Source organism: Candidatus Sysuiplasma jiujiangense (assembly GCA_019721075.1).
Lineage (GTDB): Archaea > Thermoplasmatota > Thermoplasmata > Sysuiplasmatales > Sysuiplasmataceae > Sysuiplasma > Sysuiplasma jiujiangense.
Genome location: JAHEAD010000018.1, coordinates 25,199 through 42,159, shown reverse-complemented (window position 1 = coordinate 42,159; position 16,961 = coordinate 25,199). Strand labels below are relative to the sequence as shown.

Annotated in this window: 13 protein-coding genes; 6 read left to right on the top strand and 7 right to left on the bottom strand. The window is 49.9% G+C overall.

Annotated features, from left to right (window positions below; genetic code table 11):
- Nucleotides 1-679 (bottom strand): recombinase family protein (locus KIS29_09430; protein MBX8640541.1); only part of this gene is annotated, 679 nt, incomplete at its 3' end.
- A gap of 546 nt (nt 680-1,225) precedes the next feature.
- On the opposite strand from KIS29_09430, the gene KIS29_09425 reads away from it, so the two are divergent.
- Both KIS29_09425 and KIS29_09420 read left to right on the top strand, forming a co-directional pair.
- The gene (locus KIS29_09425; GenBank protein ID MBX8640540.1) at nt 1,226-2,383 is read left to right on the top strand and encodes a saccharopine dehydrogenase NADP-binding domain-containing protein; all 1,158 of its coding nucleotides are present in this window, start codon (nt 1,226-1,228) and stop codon (nt 2,381-2,383) included.
- Nucleotides 2,384-2,418: 35 nt separating this feature from the next.
- Nucleotides 2,419-3,822 carry an aspartate aminotransferase family protein gene (locus KIS29_09420; GenBank protein MBX8640539.1) on the top strand — a complete coding sequence of 468 codons (1,404 nt, stop codon included), beginning with the start codon at nt 2,419-2,421 and terminating at the stop codon, nt 3,820-3,822.
- Nucleotides 3,823-4,161: 339 nt separating this feature from the next.
- On the opposite strand, the gene KIS29_09415 is transcribed toward KIS29_09420, so the two are convergent.
- Both KIS29_09415 and KIS29_09410 read right to left on the bottom strand, forming a co-directional pair.
- Nucleotides 4,162-5,190 carry an ABC transporter permease gene (locus KIS29_09415; protein ID MBX8640538.1) on the bottom strand — a complete coding sequence of 343 codons (1,029 nt, stop codon included), beginning with the start codon at nt 5,188-5,190 and terminating at the stop codon, nt 4,162-4,164.
- Between the two features lie 133 nt (nt 5,191-5,323).
- Nucleotides 5,324-7,084 (bottom strand): hypothetical protein, encoded by a 1,761-nt coding sequence (locus tag KIS29_09410; protein ID MBX8640537.1) that lies wholly within the window; start codon nt 7,082-7,084, stop codon nt 5,324-5,326.
- A gap of 460 nt (nt 7,085-7,544) precedes the next feature.
- On the opposite strand from KIS29_09410, the gene KIS29_09405 reads away from it, so the two are divergent.
- Both KIS29_09405 and KIS29_09400 read left to right on the top strand, forming a co-directional pair.
- Nucleotides 7,545-8,696, top strand: coding sequence for a saccharopine dehydrogenase NADP-binding domain-containing protein (locus tag KIS29_09405; protein ID MBX8640536.1), 1,152 nt, complete (start codon nt 7,545-7,547; stop codon nt 8,694-8,696).
- Between the two features lie 116 nt (nt 8,697-8,812).
- Complete coding sequence (locus KIS29_09400) at nt 8,813-10,750, top strand: S9 family peptidase (protein MBX8640535.1); 1,938 nt, start codon at nt 8,813-8,815, stop codon at nt 10,748-10,750.
- A gap of 71 nt (nt 10,751-10,821) precedes the next feature.
- On the opposite strand, the gene KIS29_09395 is transcribed toward KIS29_09400, so the two are convergent.
- Nucleotides 10,822-12,327, bottom strand: a complete 1,506-nt coding sequence (locus tag KIS29_09395) for an aminobutyraldehyde dehydrogenase (protein ID MBX8640534.1) — start codon at nt 12,325-12,327, stop codon at nt 10,822-10,824.
- Nucleotides 12,328-12,563: 236 nt separating this feature from the next.
- On the opposite strand from KIS29_09395, the gene KIS29_09390 reads away from it, so the two are divergent.
- Entirely contained in the window at nt 12,564-13,946 is a 1,383-nt protein-coding gene (locus tag KIS29_09390) for an aspartate aminotransferase family protein (protein ID MBX8640533.1), read from the top strand.
- Between the two features lie 141 nt (nt 13,947-14,087).
- On the opposite strand, the gene KIS29_09385 is transcribed toward KIS29_09390, so the two are convergent.
- From KIS29_09385 to KIS29_09375, 3 genes are all read right to left on the bottom strand, one after another.
- The gene (locus KIS29_09385; protein MBX8640532.1) at nt 14,088-14,411 is read right to left on the bottom strand and encodes a transposase; all 324 of its coding nucleotides are present in this window, start codon (nt 14,409-14,411) and stop codon (nt 14,088-14,090) included.
- 36 nt (nt 14,412-14,447) lie between these two features.
- The gene (locus KIS29_09380; protein MBX8640531.1) at nt 14,448-14,669 is read right to left on the bottom strand and encodes a hypothetical protein; all 222 of its coding nucleotides are present in this window, start codon (nt 14,667-14,669) and stop codon (nt 14,448-14,450) included.
- A gap of 222 nt (nt 14,670-14,891) precedes the next feature.
- Nucleotides 14,892-15,818, bottom strand: a complete 927-nt coding sequence (locus KIS29_09375) for an EamA family transporter (protein MBX8640530.1) — start codon at nt 15,816-15,818, stop codon at nt 14,892-14,894.
- Between the two features lie 134 nt (nt 15,819-15,952).
- On the opposite strand from KIS29_09375, the gene KIS29_09370 reads away from it, so the two are divergent.
- Nucleotides 15,953-16,900: an NAD-dependent epimerase/dehydratase family protein gene (locus KIS29_09370; protein ID MBX8640529.1), complete on the top strand. Its 948-nt coding sequence runs from the start codon at nt 15,953-15,955 to the stop codon at nt 16,898-16,900.
- Nucleotides 16,901-16,961 lie beyond the last annotated feature (61 nt).

The window sequence follows — 16,961 nt, the reverse complement described above, 5'->3', positions numbered from 1 at the left end:
CAAGGTTTTTGACTCCGAGGTCCACACCGCAAATACTGCCGCTGTTCTCCGGTACTGTGTGTTCCTCAATGACTGCGAGCGATACAAACCATCTGCCGCCCCTTTCCGATACTGTCGTACTGGGTATGTGCCCATCCGCCGGAAGGCAGCCGTTCTCCTTCAGACTCATCGTGCCGATGCACGGCAGCTGTATGCTGTAACCCTGTGCCTTCATCGCACCGGTGAGCCTGAACGAGCCACAGCCGTGCTTTTTCGACTTGAATTTCGGGAAATCGGCATTACCGTCAAAGAACCGGGTGAATGCACTGTCGAGATCGCGCAGTGCCTCCTGCGGTGCACACTTGGATATCTCATACATCCATGAGAGATTTCCTTTCTTCAGCCTGTTGAGCCCCGAACCGATTTCAGATATTTCCGCACCGGCGTGCGATCCACGCGCCGCTGCATAGTCCTCCAGTCTTTTCATCTGCCTGCCGGTGCCGCTCTTCCGGTCGGCGGATGACACACGGGCATACAGCACAACCCTTTCCGCAGGTGCATGTCCCGGCTCAGGTTCATGGACAAGTTTTGTTCCCGTTGCCAACTGCCCGGTAGGTCCTGGAAATCTGCCAGAACGATAAAGCCTGTAGGCCGTCCTGTAGTCTATGCCGTTCTTGCGTGCCCGGTCTGACAGCTTCACTGGTTTTGCGTATTACTGTCTCGCATTAAAATATATCGACTGTTGAAATCCCATTTTGCTTTGGCGTCTGGAGCTGGATACTGCAAGCAAAACTTTAACTTTCGCAAGAGAAATCCTGATGTAACTGCATAGTTTGCAGATGATTTGACCGTTCAAGCATCAGCATACCTCATTATGAAACCTCCGAAATCAAATGGAGCACTCGTGCTTTACGTTGCCGCCTTGCCTCTCACCGTTCTGAAACATCTAAACAGAGGGAGTATCTTCTGCTGCCTGAATGAAAATTTTTTGAATTGAAGAGCACTCCAGGAAACTGGATTGCTGCAAGGAGCATGACACTTCCCAAGGCTTACTGTATTTGCAGATTTTCAGGATGCTGTCTATGTCTGCGGACTGTTATGCAACAAATGCCATATTTGCCAACAGAGATTGGAGAAAATGCACGATTTAATACAAAATATGAAACAGCGCGTCATCTGGACAAAGAATAAATAAAAAATGGCTTATAGTGCCGATAGAACATTGGACGATCAGGAATGATTTCTTATGGCTACTGCTGCAGTTTTGGGAGGTGCGGGGGGAATAGGTAACGTGGTTTCAAGAGTACTGGCTGACATGAATGCGTTCGATACGGTGCTGATAGCTGACATCGACGAACGCCGGATAGATTCGATGATTCGTTCAATAGGTTCCGATAAGATTTCGGGGAGAAAACTGGATTTCAGGGTCAGTGACGACATAGACAGGGTTCTCACGAAGGCCGATGTTGCTGTGAATTGCAGCTGGGACGATTTCAATCATATCGTGACAGATGCGGCAGTCAGAACCTCTACAGACATGGTTGACCTTTCTTCAAGCATGTCGGGTTCGGAACTTCTTCAGATTGGAAGGACCCAGGAGGCTATCGATGCAGGCATTACCATAATACTGGAGCTTGGTGTTGATCCGGGCATAAGCAATGTTTTCGCAAGGAAGCTCACAGAGGATATGGAGAGCGTGAATTCTATCCGCATCAGGGATGCAGACAGAGACATTGGAACTGTTGAACATCCCTTCAGATTTACAGTTAGAGGAGTCCTGGAGGAGTGGACATGGGATGCCGTGACATGGGACAGGGGGGAATTCAAACTTGAACCTCCACTCAGCAGATGGGAAGACACGGTCTTTCCGGAACCCATCAACACACTCAGGACATATCTCACTCCTCATGAGGAACCTATTACCCTTCCGAAGTTCCTTGGCAAGCCTGTTGATCATGTTGATTTCATGCTTGCACAACCCTATGAAATGTTTTCAGTACTGAAGAGTCTTGGCCTCCTCGAAAAAAAGAATGTCAGGATAAACGACGAAACAAACATATCCCCATACGATTTCCTCGCCAGCTATCTGAGCAGGTATCAGTCGAGCAACTCGCCAGGCGAAATTACGGATGTGAGCTGCGTGCTGGTAAGTGTCGATGGCATCAGCAATGGAAAGCCTGTGAGAAGGAACGCGTATGCGCTTGCATTTTCCAGAAAGGAATGGAAAGCCGTAGGCGGCCATGTCCTCACCGGAACTTCCGCTGCAATAGGCGCCGAAATGATTGCAAACGGAAAAATAACCATGCACGGGATGATTCCTCCCGAGGCGTGTATAGAGCCCGAATACTTCCTTAAGAGAATAGAAGATTTTGGAATTAAACTGAAAATAAACAGAGGAGAATAAAAGCGACCGTACAGATCATGCGGAGATGCAGTGACATGAAAAAGGAAAAGGGGTTCGGAGAGACCGAAGAGAGAGCTCACGAAGAATTCACAATATCGGGCGGAAAGAAGCAGAATCGAAGCAACAGGCGGGTTGGAGTTGACAGCTACTGGAAGCAGTATCAGAATATTTTTCCAAAATATTTCTGGGGGGATGACACACGTCTTGCCAGCATCGTTGTTTCCGGTGCGTCCGGATCGACTGTCAGGGACGTCAACGGCCGCATATTCATAGATCTCACGAGCCAGTGGGCGACAAACAACTTGGGCAATGTGAACCCGGAAATACTTGATACGGCCATCGACGCACTGAAACGGTACGGCTTCCTCATTTATTTCATGAATCCTCACGTTCCAATGATAGAGCTTGGAAAAAAACTGCTTTCCATCAGCCCTTCAGGTAATTTGAAACGTGTATTCCTGGAACTGTCGGGCACCGGAGCCGCAGAGGCAGCGGTTAAATTCGCCGTCGAGACCAGCAAGAGACCACAGATACTGAGTTTCATGGGACAGTATCATGGACTGTCGATAGGGGCCGGCGTTATCGGTTCCCTGAGCGCTTCGGAACGGAGATACTGGGAAGCATATCAGGGGGGCGTGGTCCATGTGCCCTACCCGTTTCCATACAGAAGACATCCCGGCATGAGCGAAGACGAGTTTGGTGAACACATTCTGGGGCACATAGAAAATCAGGTTCTGAGATATGTTGCCGCTCCAGACAGGATCGCAGGCGTAATATTTGAGCCGGTTGCATGTGAAGCGGGTGTCTGGATCCCACCGGCAAACTTTGTCCGGGGTCTGCGAAAACTGTGTGATGAACATGGATGGTTATTTATTGCCGACGAAGTCGAGACAGGCCTGGGCCGGACAGGTAAAATGTGGGCCATTGAGCATTTCAATGTTTCTCCAGACTTGCTCGTGATAGGCAAGGCACTCAGTGGCGGTCTTCTGCCGATTTCCGCAGTCCTCGGGACCGAAAAGACACTTGGCAGAGAAACGGTCGCAGCCGGAACTACTTTTGGAGGCATGCCGGCGGCATGTGCTGCTGGCATCAAGACGATTGAGCTGCTGACACGCGATCGGCTGGTGGAAAAATCCGAACGTCTCGGAAAGGAGGCACTGAAGAGACTTAAGGAGCTCGAAGCATTAGACAGCATAGGCGAGGTGAGAGGACTCGGATTGTGTCTTGGCATTGAGATTGTAAAGGACAAAGGGACCGGGATCCCGGATCCTGGTCTGACACGAAAGGTTTTCTTCGAATGTGTCAGGAACGGAACTATTCCGCTTTACAATTATGGTGACCATGTCCTGCGGATTGAACCTCCGCTTACCATAGAGAAGGATACACTGGATCGGGCACTAAGCACAATGGAAGATGCTTTACGTCGATTCAGTCGGTGATATGGGTTTAATCGACTGCAGCGGTCTTTGGTTAAGCTGTGCTCGCAGGCACCTTTTTCCTTCCGTTTGCTGCATCCTGCGCAAGTCCACTCATTAACCTTTGTCGGATTCTGAAACCATTTGCACACAGGTCTGTCGAATTGTATTACCGGAAAGGTCGTGAAAGCCCATGAATGAATTCATGGGATGAAGCGACTGACATTGGACAGATTGGACGTTTTCAGCAGAATTTTCAGGGAGTGCCATAAGATCTCAGTATCAATCGCTTTCCGGAGAGCAAGAGATTCAAGTGATGAATGGCATTTCAGGAACTTGCAGTAAATATTGGAAGAAATCCATTTATCCCCATTCAACCTTGGGATCGAGGACAGCGTAGAGAACGTCAGCGATCAGATTTGCGATTATTACTCCGGCGGCAAAGAAAATTGTAACGCCGATAATTGCGGGAAAATCCGACACTACAATTGAATTGTATGCGAACGTCCCGATTCCCGGCCAGCCAAAAATCTCTTCAATGACGACCGTGCCCGAAAGAAGTGAACCTGTCATCAACGCCAGAACTGTTACGGTGGAAGTCAGTGCATTGCGCAGTACATGTTTAAAGAGCACCACCGATTCTGCAAGCCCTTTAGAGCGGGCAGCCTTGATATAATCGAGAGATAAGACCTCCAGCATGGAAGAACGCGTCATTCTGGTGGTTATGCCGAAGTTCAGAAATGCAAGCGATACTGCCGGCAGAATGAGATGCCTGACCGAACTTACGAAATCGGTGAAATTCAGCGCAAGAAGACTGTCGACAACGGGCATTCCCGTTATTGTCGGCGGCGGGGTCAGGGAAGGATTGATCATACCCGTGTCGGGTAGAATGCGGATGTAAAGACCGAATATCAGGACGAGTATTACACCTCCCAGAAATGTCGGTGTCGCCCAGCCGCTGAGATATAGTGCCCTCACAATGTGATCTGCGGTTTTACCCTGTCTGGACGCGGCAATCACACCCAGCGGAATGCCAACGGCCATCATGATAAGAAGGGAGGCGAGGACCAGTTCCAGCGTGGCCGGAAAATAATGCAACAGTTCAGGCAGTATGGGGGCGCCATTGATTGTATTTGTTCCCCAGTTACCCGTCAGAATTCCCTTCATGTAGTAGTAATACTGTGTGTAGAAAGGAGCGTTGAGGTGGTATTCAGCAACGATAGCAGTTATTTCGGAATGGCTCGCATGCCTTCCAGCCCAGACAACGGCCGGGTCAGGGAGCATCATGTGGGATAATACGAAGACAATAAACGTTGTCCCTATCAGAAGAAAAAACATCAGGCCTATCCTTTTCAGGATAAAAATCAGCATATCTCCCGGGTTTCTCCTCATCCTCACCCTTCATTGGACCTTCATTGGAAAACACTTCACTTAATTCTGTGATCATGACATGATGAGCGTCATGCGAAGCACACTAACAGATTGCCAACCGGTTATGGGAAAAGGTTTGGAATGCAGTGCCCGGTCAGGTCAAATACAGCGTATTGAAGTACATGACAAAGTTGGGAGCGACACTGCCCATGGCGTTGAAAACCATACCGTGAAGATTTGACGAATATATTGCGAAGACGGCTGGAACAGCAAGCCACGCATCAATGTACTGGTTATACATTGCGGCTGTGATGTTTGCATACATCTGACTTACCGCTGAAGCACTTACGTTGGACATCGCACTGTATGCTTCGTTGTCTATTGTGGTGTTGGTCCAGTTTGAAGGCGGCCAGGCTGTTCCGCCCGGCAGAACTATCTGCTGGGTAGCGTCATCCGGTGAAACATAATCCGCAGAGTAGAAATCCAAACCCAGGGGATACGCGGAAACGTTGGCGGTGGGCGGAAAAGTAATGCTGTCGAACGAAGACAGGGAAACTCCCTCAAGTGTTATGTTGATCCCTATAGCACTGAGGTCGGATTTGATGATATCCGCTGCTGAAGTTATGTCCGTGGATGATACATAGAGAAAATTGAAGGTGCCGGGTAAGCCATTGGGATGGCCGGCAGCCTTCATTTCGCTCTTGGCAAGGGTCAGATTATACTGGTAAGGCGAAAGGTTGTTGGGATTGTAATCAGGATAGCCGGGTACCACGGGTCCGACCCATGGGTATGCATATCCTCCAAACGCAAGACTGATGATTTCTGAATAATTCAGGGCATGAACTATGGCCGCTCTGACAGACAGGTTGCTGAAGTACTCATACGACGTATTCATGTACATGAACCAGGACGCCTGCGTGGAGCCATAAATGGGCGGCATCTCTGTAACGGTTATGCCTGGTGTTGACTTCAGCGAGTTAATGACTGTAGGGCTGTATTCGGCATCAATAATCTGTGCCTTCCCGCTCTTGATATTGGCTATTGCAGTTGTTGCCACGCCGACATAATCGACTGTCACATTGCTTCTCGCAGGATCGATGGCGTTATTCAACTGGGAGGAGGGTAGTTGCAGTCCCCAGTAATCAGGTGACTTTACGAACTCCATATACGACCCCTTTACCCAAGTCTTGAGCTCGTAGGGACCTGTCCCCATAGCATTGTCTGAAAGGTAGCCATTCTTCTGATCTGCCACCACACCACCGTGAGCATCAATATAAATGGGATCGACTGCTGCACAGACCGGAACAGTAAGAGTTGCGAGGAAATGTGCATACGGGACATCACCGAAGTAACCCGAGCCCTGTGCGAAGTGTATCTCATACTGATTTATGACATAAATGGGCAGACTCGTGTTTTCCATTACAGCCAGCTGAGATGCACTGGGTGAACTGAAATTCGCACTGTTGAGGAAAGCTGGTCCTATCGTAGTGTCGTTGAAGCTCTCCCACAGGACATAGGACATCGTAAGGTTCATGACCATACCCCTGTAGAGCGAGTACCACATAACATAGGCATTGAAGGGATCGCCATTGCTGAATGTGACATTATGTCTCAGATAGAACGTCCAGTTCATATAGGTCGGACCGTGGCTCCAATTATATGCCAGCTGGCCTACAAAACTTGTATCGGAGGAACCGTTATAGGCAACCAGTGTCTGGTAAATCTGCTGTACGGCACCCCAGCTTGATGTCGAACCGGCCGCAGCAGGGTCAACTGTACCCGGCTGAGTTGAAGCGTCCACCACTATTGTCGAGGGAACAACTGCCGGTTTATGTGAAAGAAGCACATAGGCAGCCGATCCTGCAATAACAAGTACGATCACAACAATGATTGCCACTATAACCTTAAAATTCATATTCTCACCAGACCACAATGCCCGCTGCATTCATATCGCAAATGAATAAAAAAACATTCTGTTCGTAGACGAACCGATGCAGCCCCTGACCTTAAACACACGTTCAAAACTAATCCCCTCAACCTATTTGCTGTTCTGGCGGGATTGTTCTGATGCGATATAAAAGTTTCTGATTATTTTTCATAATTTAGCTTCTGCATCAAACATTGAAATTTCCGCCACAATATATCCGGAAAATTAGATGATTTCCATATTTTATGATAAAACAGTGTCTAAAATTCATTACGAAAAACATAAAAATTATCCGAATTTCACCGGTCTAGGCATCTTCTGTTATTAATCTTTTGAGCACATCCGCTTCAAGTATGCAGATTAGGAACAACCAATAAATACCATATCTTAAGTGGAAACCTCGATCTCGGCAGCCGAATGGGATTCTGAGGTCAATAGTGGTGAAATTTTGGAAGTTCTGTTGATAGGAACAGGTGGAGTAGGCACGGTAATCGCGAGACATCTCTCGTCCAGCAAAAAGGTTGACAGCCTTCAACTTGCAGATATAGACATTGCGCAGGCCGAAAGGGTTGCAACGAGAATTGGCAAGAAGAAGGTCGAACCGGTAAAACTGGACGCGGCAAATGTTTCCGAAGTTGAAGATGCGTTGAAGGGAAAAGGTCTCGTCATAAATTCATCCCTTCCCCGTTTCAATGTGGGGATAATGAATGCTGCTCTGGAAGCCGGGGCAAAATACATCGATCTCGCTTCAACCGAGGATATGAATGAACAGTATCGTTTTAACGATGCCTGGAAAAAGAGAGGCAACACGGCAATACTGGGCCTTGGAGAAGATCCGGGCATAAGCAACATAGCAGCGATGTATGCGGCAAACAGGCTCGACCGGGTCGAATCCGTCAGAATAAGAGATGGTGAAACTGCAAACAGCAGGAAATACCCGTTCGTTTGCCTCTTCTCGCCTGCAACATTCATCGGTGAAACCATGGAGAAGCCTGCGATATTCAGGAACGGAAAACTCAACCGCATAGACAAATTCAGCGACAAAGAATGGTACGACTTCCCGGGGGGCATCGGCAGACTCCCCGTGTACAGTGTTGATCATGAGGAAGTTTACAGTCTCTCGAAAACTATTGGCAAGGGAATAAAGTATGTCGACTTCAAGCTGGCACTGACAGATGATACGCTGAAGTATCTTGAAGTTATGGAGAATCTTGGCTTCACTTCAGAGACAAAAATCAGAGTGGGGGACATCGAAGTCAGACCCATTGATGTCACGCTGAAACTGATACCACAGCCCGCACAGCTTGGCTCCGATATTACAGGCAAGGCAATAGTACTTGTCGAGGTTGCAGGCAGGAAGAAGGGGAAGAAGGTAAAGCATGTGCTCTACGCCGTCCTGGATCACAAGTATTGCTACAGGAAATACGGCGTAACCGCAACTTCCTACCTGACCGGTACCGGTGCAGCAGCAGGAGCGCTGCAGTTGCTTGAAGACGATCACATATCGCCGGGCATATATCCGCCCGAACATCTGAATCCTGACAGGTACTTTGAAATACTCCGGGATCTGGACGTCAGGATGGTGCACAGGACATTCTGAAGTCAATCACCACTGAAACGGGTGGCAGGTATTCGATTTCCAGCATATCCGCCTGATGCCGTGATAAATATAAAGTGACCGAAACCATGCTCTTCCCGATGTCGGACAGTGCGGGAATGATTACTGCACCCTATGGTACGTGGAAGTCGCCTGTCAGCGCGGAAGCAACCGCGTCGTCAGCCAGCGAACTCAGCAGTGTGCTTGCCCTCGAGAATGGACGAATCCTCTGGACCGAGCAGAGACCTTCCGAATCGGGCAGGAACGTCATCATGTGCAGAACTGCAGGAAAACAGGTTTACGACATAATCCCGCCGGGATTCAATGCACGCACGAGGGTACACGAGTACGGCGGGTTGTGTTATATCGTCGTTGACGGCAAAGTTTATTTCTCGAATTTCAGAGATCAGAAGATTTACGTGCAGGACCTGGACGGCAAAGGTCAACCCGAACCTTTCAGCTCAGAATCGGATGTCTTCTATGCAGATCCGGCATACGACAGTATGAACCGCAGAATAATTCTTGTCAGGGAAAAACACTTTTCCGATGGGACAGAAGCAGAGAACACAATCGCGTCTCTGGATGCTGAAGCAGGTGGCGAATCCAGGGTGCTTGTAGAAGGCAATGACTTCTATTCGTCCCCCAGAGTTTCACCCGACGGAAAAAAGGTTGCATGGCTGACGTGGAATCATCCATCAATGCCTTTCTACAGTACTGAACTCTGGCTGGGTGACATATCATCCGGCGGCAGCATTCTGAACAGGATTAAAGTAGCGGGCGGAGACGATGAATGCATTTCCGAGCCCGGATGGTCTGCCGATGGAACACTCTTCTTTGTCTCTGACCGGGAGTCAGGATGGTGGAATATTCATGCATACAGAAGGGGGGTGGTTGAATGCATCAGCCCCGTTGAAGCCGACTTTTCCAGGCCTGCGTGGGTTTTCGGCATTTCGCATTATGCCTTTCTCCCCGGAGACAAAATAATCTGTGCATATTCGCAGAATGGCACATGGCATCTTGGAATTATTGATGCGGCTGACGGCAGTATCAAACAGATTCCATCAAGGTATACCGACTTCTCCTACGTTCAGTCTGCAGGCGGAAACGCATATTTCGTTGCCTCATCTCCCGCAATTCCGTCTTCTCTTGTAAGGTTTGATCCGACCAACGGTGTGTTTGACAAGTTGTACTGTCCTTCCGTAACCGGCATTCCCGGGGACTCAATTTCATTCCCGGAACACCTGGCATTTCCGGCTGCAGGCGGCGGGAGCGCCTATGCCCTATTTTATGCGCCCAGAAACAGCATGCATGTCCAGCCTGCGGGCGAACTTCCTCCTCTGATAGTTATGAGCCACGGAGGTCCGACAAGCGCCGCTTCAACCCGTTTCAGTCCGGCCATACAGTACTGGACTTCCAGAGGATTCGCTGTTCTGGATGTCAACTATCGCGGAAGCTCGGGATACGGCCGTGCATACAGGATGAAACTGAATGGGCAGTGGGGCATTGCGGACGTCGACGACTGCGTCAGCGGGGCGCTGTTTTTGAGCTCAACAGGCAGGGTTGACAGGAACAGACTCCTCATCCTCGGAGGAAGCGCTGGCGGTTACACAACGCTCTGTGCCCTTACCTTCAGAAAGGTGTTCAGGGCAGGCGCAAGTTACTACGGTCTGAGCGATCTTGAACTTATGGTCAGGGAGACCCATAAATTCGAATCACGATATCTTGACACGCTCGTGGGTCCGTATCCAGCGAGGAGGGACATCTACCGTGAACGTTCTGCAATACATCATGTTGAGAGCATTGATGCTCCCGTGATATTATTCCAGGGAAAGGAAGACAGGATTGTTCCCCCGGATCAGGCAGAACTGATATTCAGTGCGCTCAAACGGAAAGGCATTCCCACCTCGTACCTGCTCTTCGAAGGAGAACAGCACGGTTTCCGTGATGCCCGGAACATCAAACGCGCGTTTGAGGCAGAGTACTATTTCTATTCCAGGATTCTGAACTTCAGAACAGCCGAGGACATTGAACCTGTTGAAATTGAAAATCTAAAATGAGCAGGATGCGCCTTATCAGTCAGCTTCTGAGTATAGTCAGTTGTCCTCGGCCTCAGCTGATGCTGCTGTCTTCAGGAAGGATCGCCGTATGTTATGTAATGCCAGCCCTTTCTCCTGTCTCCAGTCATGTCGAAATACACATGCTTGATCTGGGTGTATTCCTCAAGCGAATAGAGCGACATGTCCTTGCCGAAGCCTGACTGCTTGTAGCCGCCGTGAGGCATTTCTGATGTTATGGGCAGGTGGTCGTTTACCTGGACTGCCCCGAATCTCAGCCTGGACGCAACCTTCATCGCAGTTCCGACACTGGATGTCCACACAGAGCTGTGGAGGCCGTAGACGGTGTCGTTCGAATTGCCTATAACCTCGTCAAACGACGAGAAGCTGAGCACCGGAAGGACCGGGCCGAATATCTCCTCTCTTGCGATTTTCATGTCCTGGGTTACGTTGCTGAACACAGTAGGCTCGAAATAGAACCCCTTCCTCATTGCATCCGGTCTTTTGCCGCCAAATTCCAGTTTCGCCCCCTCCTCCCGGCCATGCAGCACGTAGTTTTCAATCCTGTCTCTCTGAGTTGCTGATACAAGCGGGCCGAGATCCGTGTTTCTGTTCAGCGGATCGCCGATCCTGACCTTGGAACTTTCTTCAACCAGGTGTCTGACAAATCTATCATAAAGTTTCTCATGGACATAGAATCGTGCAGCCTGCGTGCAATCCTGTCCGCCGTTGACGTATCCGGCCGCAGCGGCTCCCCGCACCGCCGCCTCAAGATCCGCATCCTCGAACACAATGAACGGCGCCTTGCCGCCGAGCTCCAGGTGCAGTTTCTTCAGCGTCGCAGCGGATTTTTCCATTATCTTTTTTCCCGTCGCCGTGTCGCCGGTTATTGAAATCATGTCAACCTTTGGACTGCCTGTGAACTCGCTTCCGATAACTTCCCCGGGTCCGGTGACCACATTGACGACACCCCTGGGAAAACCAGCCTTCTCGCACAACTCTGCAAATTTTATCGTCGTCAGCGGAGTGAGGCTCGCAGGCTTGAGTACCACTGTATTTCCCGTAGCAAGCGCAGGTCCAGCTTTCCAGATGGCCATCATCCATGGATAGTTCCAGGGTGTAATCTGGGCCACAACGCCGACAGGTTCCCTTCTCACATAGCTGGTTCCGGTCGACATGTATTCCATTGCCGGCAGACCTGGCAGTGCCCTGGCCGCCCCGGCATAAAACCTTATGTTGTCAACGCTGAAGGGAAAGTCGCCGTCTCTCGACTGCTTTATCGTCTTTCCCTGATTCATTGTTTCCAGCCTGGCAAGCTCATCGATGTTTACCTCGACGAGCGATGCGAGATTCAGCATTACGAGCGAACGCTCGCCGGGTGTCATTCTTGGCCATTTCCCGTTGTCGAATGCATCTCTCGCGGCGTCTATCGCCTTCTTTGCATCGGATGCACCACCCCTCGGAACTTCCGCTATTATCTCTTCGGTTGCCGGATTTATGATCTTCTGTGTCGCACCGTTATCAGCATCCGTCCATTCGCCGTTAATGTAGTCTCTGTACAATTGCATATTTTCACTCAATCAAATTCCCCTTCCTTTGTTTCACCTGTTTCGAACACCCATGAGTCTTCTGTGAATTGAAATACTTTATCCGGTCCTTTACGATTGAATCAGCCAAATATCGAATTTTTCTCAATTTATGCTGTTACGGGACCAGAATTCATTTTATACTCAGTAAACATTGATAACGTGTCTAAATTTAACTGTATTGCTGGATAATTTCCACAAATGCAGGTAAGGAGTAAGAAAGTGATACATTGGATAGAATCAGTTCGGAAGCAGTGCTCAGCGCAGAGAATGAGAAATTCCTGAAAAGGACTCGTAAATCAGGCGAACTGTGGAAAACCGCATCCCTCGTGACTCCGTTTGGTGTGCATTCCAACTACAGGTTCACCAGACCGTATCCTATATTTGCTCGGAGAGGAAGGGGGCAGAAAATCTACGATGCAGACGGTAATGAATACATAGATTTCAGCCTGGGATATGGCGCACTGCTGGCCGGGCATTCGCATCCGCTTGTCGTTCAGTCCCTGAAAAGAAGGCTCGAGGAGTCTCCAATGCTTGGCTTCGAAGACGAAATCGGGATAAGGGCGGCTGAGGCAGTCGCCGGCAGATTTTCCGCTGACATGGTTCGTTTTTCAAACACCGGCACTGAGGCGACAATGCATGGCCTCAGAATGGCAAGAGCCTTCACCGGACGGGATGCCATAATGAAGTTCGAAGGATGCTACCATGGCAGCAACAGCGATCTGCTCTTCAGCGTCAAACCATCGGTGGAAGTGGCCGGTCCCTCTGAGAGACCCAATACGATACCCGCAGGTCCCGGCATCCCGTCCGGGATGAAAGAAGGCGTCATTGTCGCGCCGTTCAATGATATCGCATCAACTGAAAGAATAGTGGAATCAGCCAATGGTAATATCGCAGCAATCATACTGGAGCCCTATCCAATGAATATGGGTGTGGTCATACCCCGAAAGGAATTCATATCCGGTCTCAGGAAGCTCTGCGACCGTTACGGCATAATACTTATTTTTGACGAGGTAAAGACCTGCGGTAAGTTCTATGGCGGTGCTGAAGAAGCCCTCGGAGTGAAGCCGGACATGAAGATACTGGGAAAGGCGATAGGCAGCGGCCTGCCTGTTTCGGCAATTGCGGGGCGGAAGGAGATAATGGAAAATGTGGGACCCGGAATGGTTTCTCATGCAGGTACCTTCAATTCCAATCCGCTCAGCATGGAGGCGGTCGTCATATCGCTTGAACAAATCCTCACCCGTAACGCAATCTCACATGCACAGAAATTATCCTCCGAACTTGCCTCCGCATATGGCGACATACTGTCAATGAACGAAATAGTTTCGCACGTCCCTGTTGCAGGGGTAAGCGGTGCCATTTCATTCAACAGCAGGCAGCCTGAAAACTGGAGGGAATTCCTACTAGGCAATACCGGCAAATGGAATTACTACTACCTCGCCATGACCAATCTTGGTGTAATCCCGGCAGCTCCGGGTCCGGACGAACAGTGGACCGTATCCGTCGTCCATAACGAGGAGGATATAGAAAAAACCGTCGAGTCCTTCAAGACTGTAGCACCCAGGATATCTCTGCATTTCAGCGATTTCGGAATAGAGGAAAGTGTCTGAACGCAGTTCTTATGGGGCTTTCAGCCCAAATTCAGCGATCCCGCTTAACATGCGCTGCAACGGAAATCTGCTTCGGACAAACGGCATCATATGCAGCGTCATTTTCTGGTCTTCCGGAAGAGCGGCAGATAGTTACTGATTTCATAGACAGATATTCCTGCCTGTGAATTCGTTTGGCAGCGAACGGAGACTATAGACTCCCGCCAGCCCCAGCAGCCTGATGTTCTGTGCGCCATTCATGTCGGCGTCATCCCTGTGTCCACAATGGATGCACCTGAACACCTTGCCGCTGCGGCTTCGCCTGTCCCACTTGCCGTGCTGCCTGAGCAGCGTGTCGATGTAGTTGAAACCGAAGCGCGTGAGCCTGTCCCTGTGATCCACTACTATCTTCGAGTAGCCGTCGTCTGTGAGCAGTTTGAGCAGCTGCTTCCTGCTGTCATTCACGCCGCTGCCCACCTCCTTCACTACTCTGTATATCCTGTACCCGCGTGCGATGGCATACTATGTGAGACGCTCTGCCTGGCTGTAAAGATTGCCCCTCTTTTCCGAACTGGAGACACGGACATATATGGCAACACTGTCCGGCAGTATGGAGGGTCTCTCCTCTTCAACTATGATTGTGCCGGTAGGCAGCTGATGCGCTTTCAGCTGACCCGCTTTCCACATGCGCCATGCGGCACGATAACCAATGCCCTCTTTCCGTGCCCATACAGATAACTTCATACGACCATTAATGACTATATAACAATTAAAGTTTAATGATACCGGCGAAGACTCGAAGATAAATTCATTTCATTCCTGGCATCTTTCCGCCATCTATAAGCGCGGGGAACCAAAAGGGGCCGGAGCATGCAATTCCTGCGCTCAATAACAGCCGGGCGGCGCGAAAATCCACCGCTTTTGCGCGCCTGTGGCTCATGGAGCGTTTCAGTCTCCTTCAGTGTATCAGATTTTGAGCTCAGGCGGTGCATCTGCCCTCGCAACAGCATTTGTCTTCTGCACCACAATTATCGAAACTATAATGAGCGCTCCGCCAAAATACTGCTGTGCGGTCATCAGCACACCGAGAAAGAGAAGAGAGGAGACGGCAGCTGCAACGGGTTCCATGGTGCCTGCAATTGATGCCTGAGTGGCGGTTATTGTCTCCATGCTTTTTATGAAGAGCGTAAACGCCAGCATTGTTCCGAATATTGCGACGAAGAGCACGAGGAGCGAGACTGGAATGAGTTCGCTGAAATGAAGTGCAGAAAAGTATGCAAAAGACGGAAACAGTCCGAGCGGTACTGACATGACACCGCCTATCAGCAGCCCCCAGAGGACGGAGTTCACTGCTCCCATCCTTTCTATCAGCGGTGCTGAAAGAAGGACATACAGGGCAGCGGTGACGGCTGATACGACACCGAACGCAAATCCTACCGGGTTGATTACAAGTGAGATGCCCTTCAGGGGGAAACTCGTTGTGAGTTCGAAGATGCCTAAAATTGACACTGCCATTGCAGCATAGAGAATTGCGGAAGATCGTATTCTGTGGACGGCAAGTTCGAAAACGAACACGATTGGAAGGAACAGGTACTGGAGCATCGTCGCAGTAGGCGCATTCGTGTATTTTATTGCGGCAAGATATGTGAGTTGGACAGCCATCAGGTTGAAGGCGAACAGCATAAAAAGCAATCTCTTATCACCCGGAAACTTTGGTCTCAGCACCAGATACATGAGACCGCCGGAAAGAAGCATCCTGACAGTAAGCAAAGAAAGATACGGCATCCCGTAAACCGTGAAAAGCGCGGACGACGCAGTGCCTGAGAGGCCCCACAGAGTCGCACCCGCCAGCGCGAAGGCGGCTCCCCTGAAATAGTTATTTTTCAAGTTCATCCGGGAAATTCAAAACCGGCGCCTGCTTATCATATTTGTGGCCGGCAGCAGTACTGTCCGGTGCTGCATCCCGTGCTGTGTGCACGAACGTGCGAATCATAATATACGGTTAGAATTTCACAAAGCACCTGATGATCAAAGGGAAGTCAGTTCTGGTGACGGGCGGAGCCGGTTTCATAGGCTCGAATCTTGTTGACTATCTTTTATCCGGGAATGAGGTTCATGTTCTCGACAATTTTTCGTCGGTAGATGACCGGTACATAACCGGATTCAGAAGCAGAAAGGGCTTCCGGATACACAGGAAGGACATAACAAGAACGGAGGATCTTGAGGATCTGGACGGTTACGATATTGTCTTCCACCTTGCAGCCGACTCCGATGTAAGGGGCGGCTCGCAGAATCCTGTTTTCGACTTCAGGGTCAATGCCGAAGGGACGCTCAACATACTGGAATTCATGAGGAAGAACGATGTGAAGGAAATAGCATTTGCGTCAAGTTCCACGGTATACGGGGAAGCGAGCAGGATACCGACGGCTGAAGATTACGGGCCGTACATGCCTATTTCATCGTACGGCGCATCCAAGATGGCGGCAGAAGGTTTCATCACGGCCTACTCGCACTATTACGGCATACGCGGCACAATTTTCAGGTTCGCGAACATAGTTGGAAGGAACTCGACCCACGGCGTGATTTTCGACTTCATCAGGAAACTGCAGAATGACGGCAGCAGACTGGAGATACTTGGAGACGGGACGCAGAAGAAGTCTTATCTTCATGTTTCCGATTGCGTCGGTTCAATGGTATACGTCCATGAAAGGAGCAGCAAAACCGACATATACAATCTCGGAAACAGGGGCACGACTTCCGTCCTGAAAATCGCAAAGATTGTGATCGACAAAATGAAGCTTCATGACGTACCGCTTGCATTTACAGGCGGCTTCGAGGGAAGAGGCTGGATGGGCGACGTCAGACATGCTGAGCTTGGCGTTGAAAAACTGGACGGAACGGGCTGGAAGAACAGGTACGGAAGCGATGAAGCTGTGCAGGTGGCCGTCGACGAAGTTCTGTCCCAGATCAGCTGACGGAATTTGCGGCCGCCACTTCTGTTGACCATGCTCCGGCGCTGGAAAAACGGTTATAGAG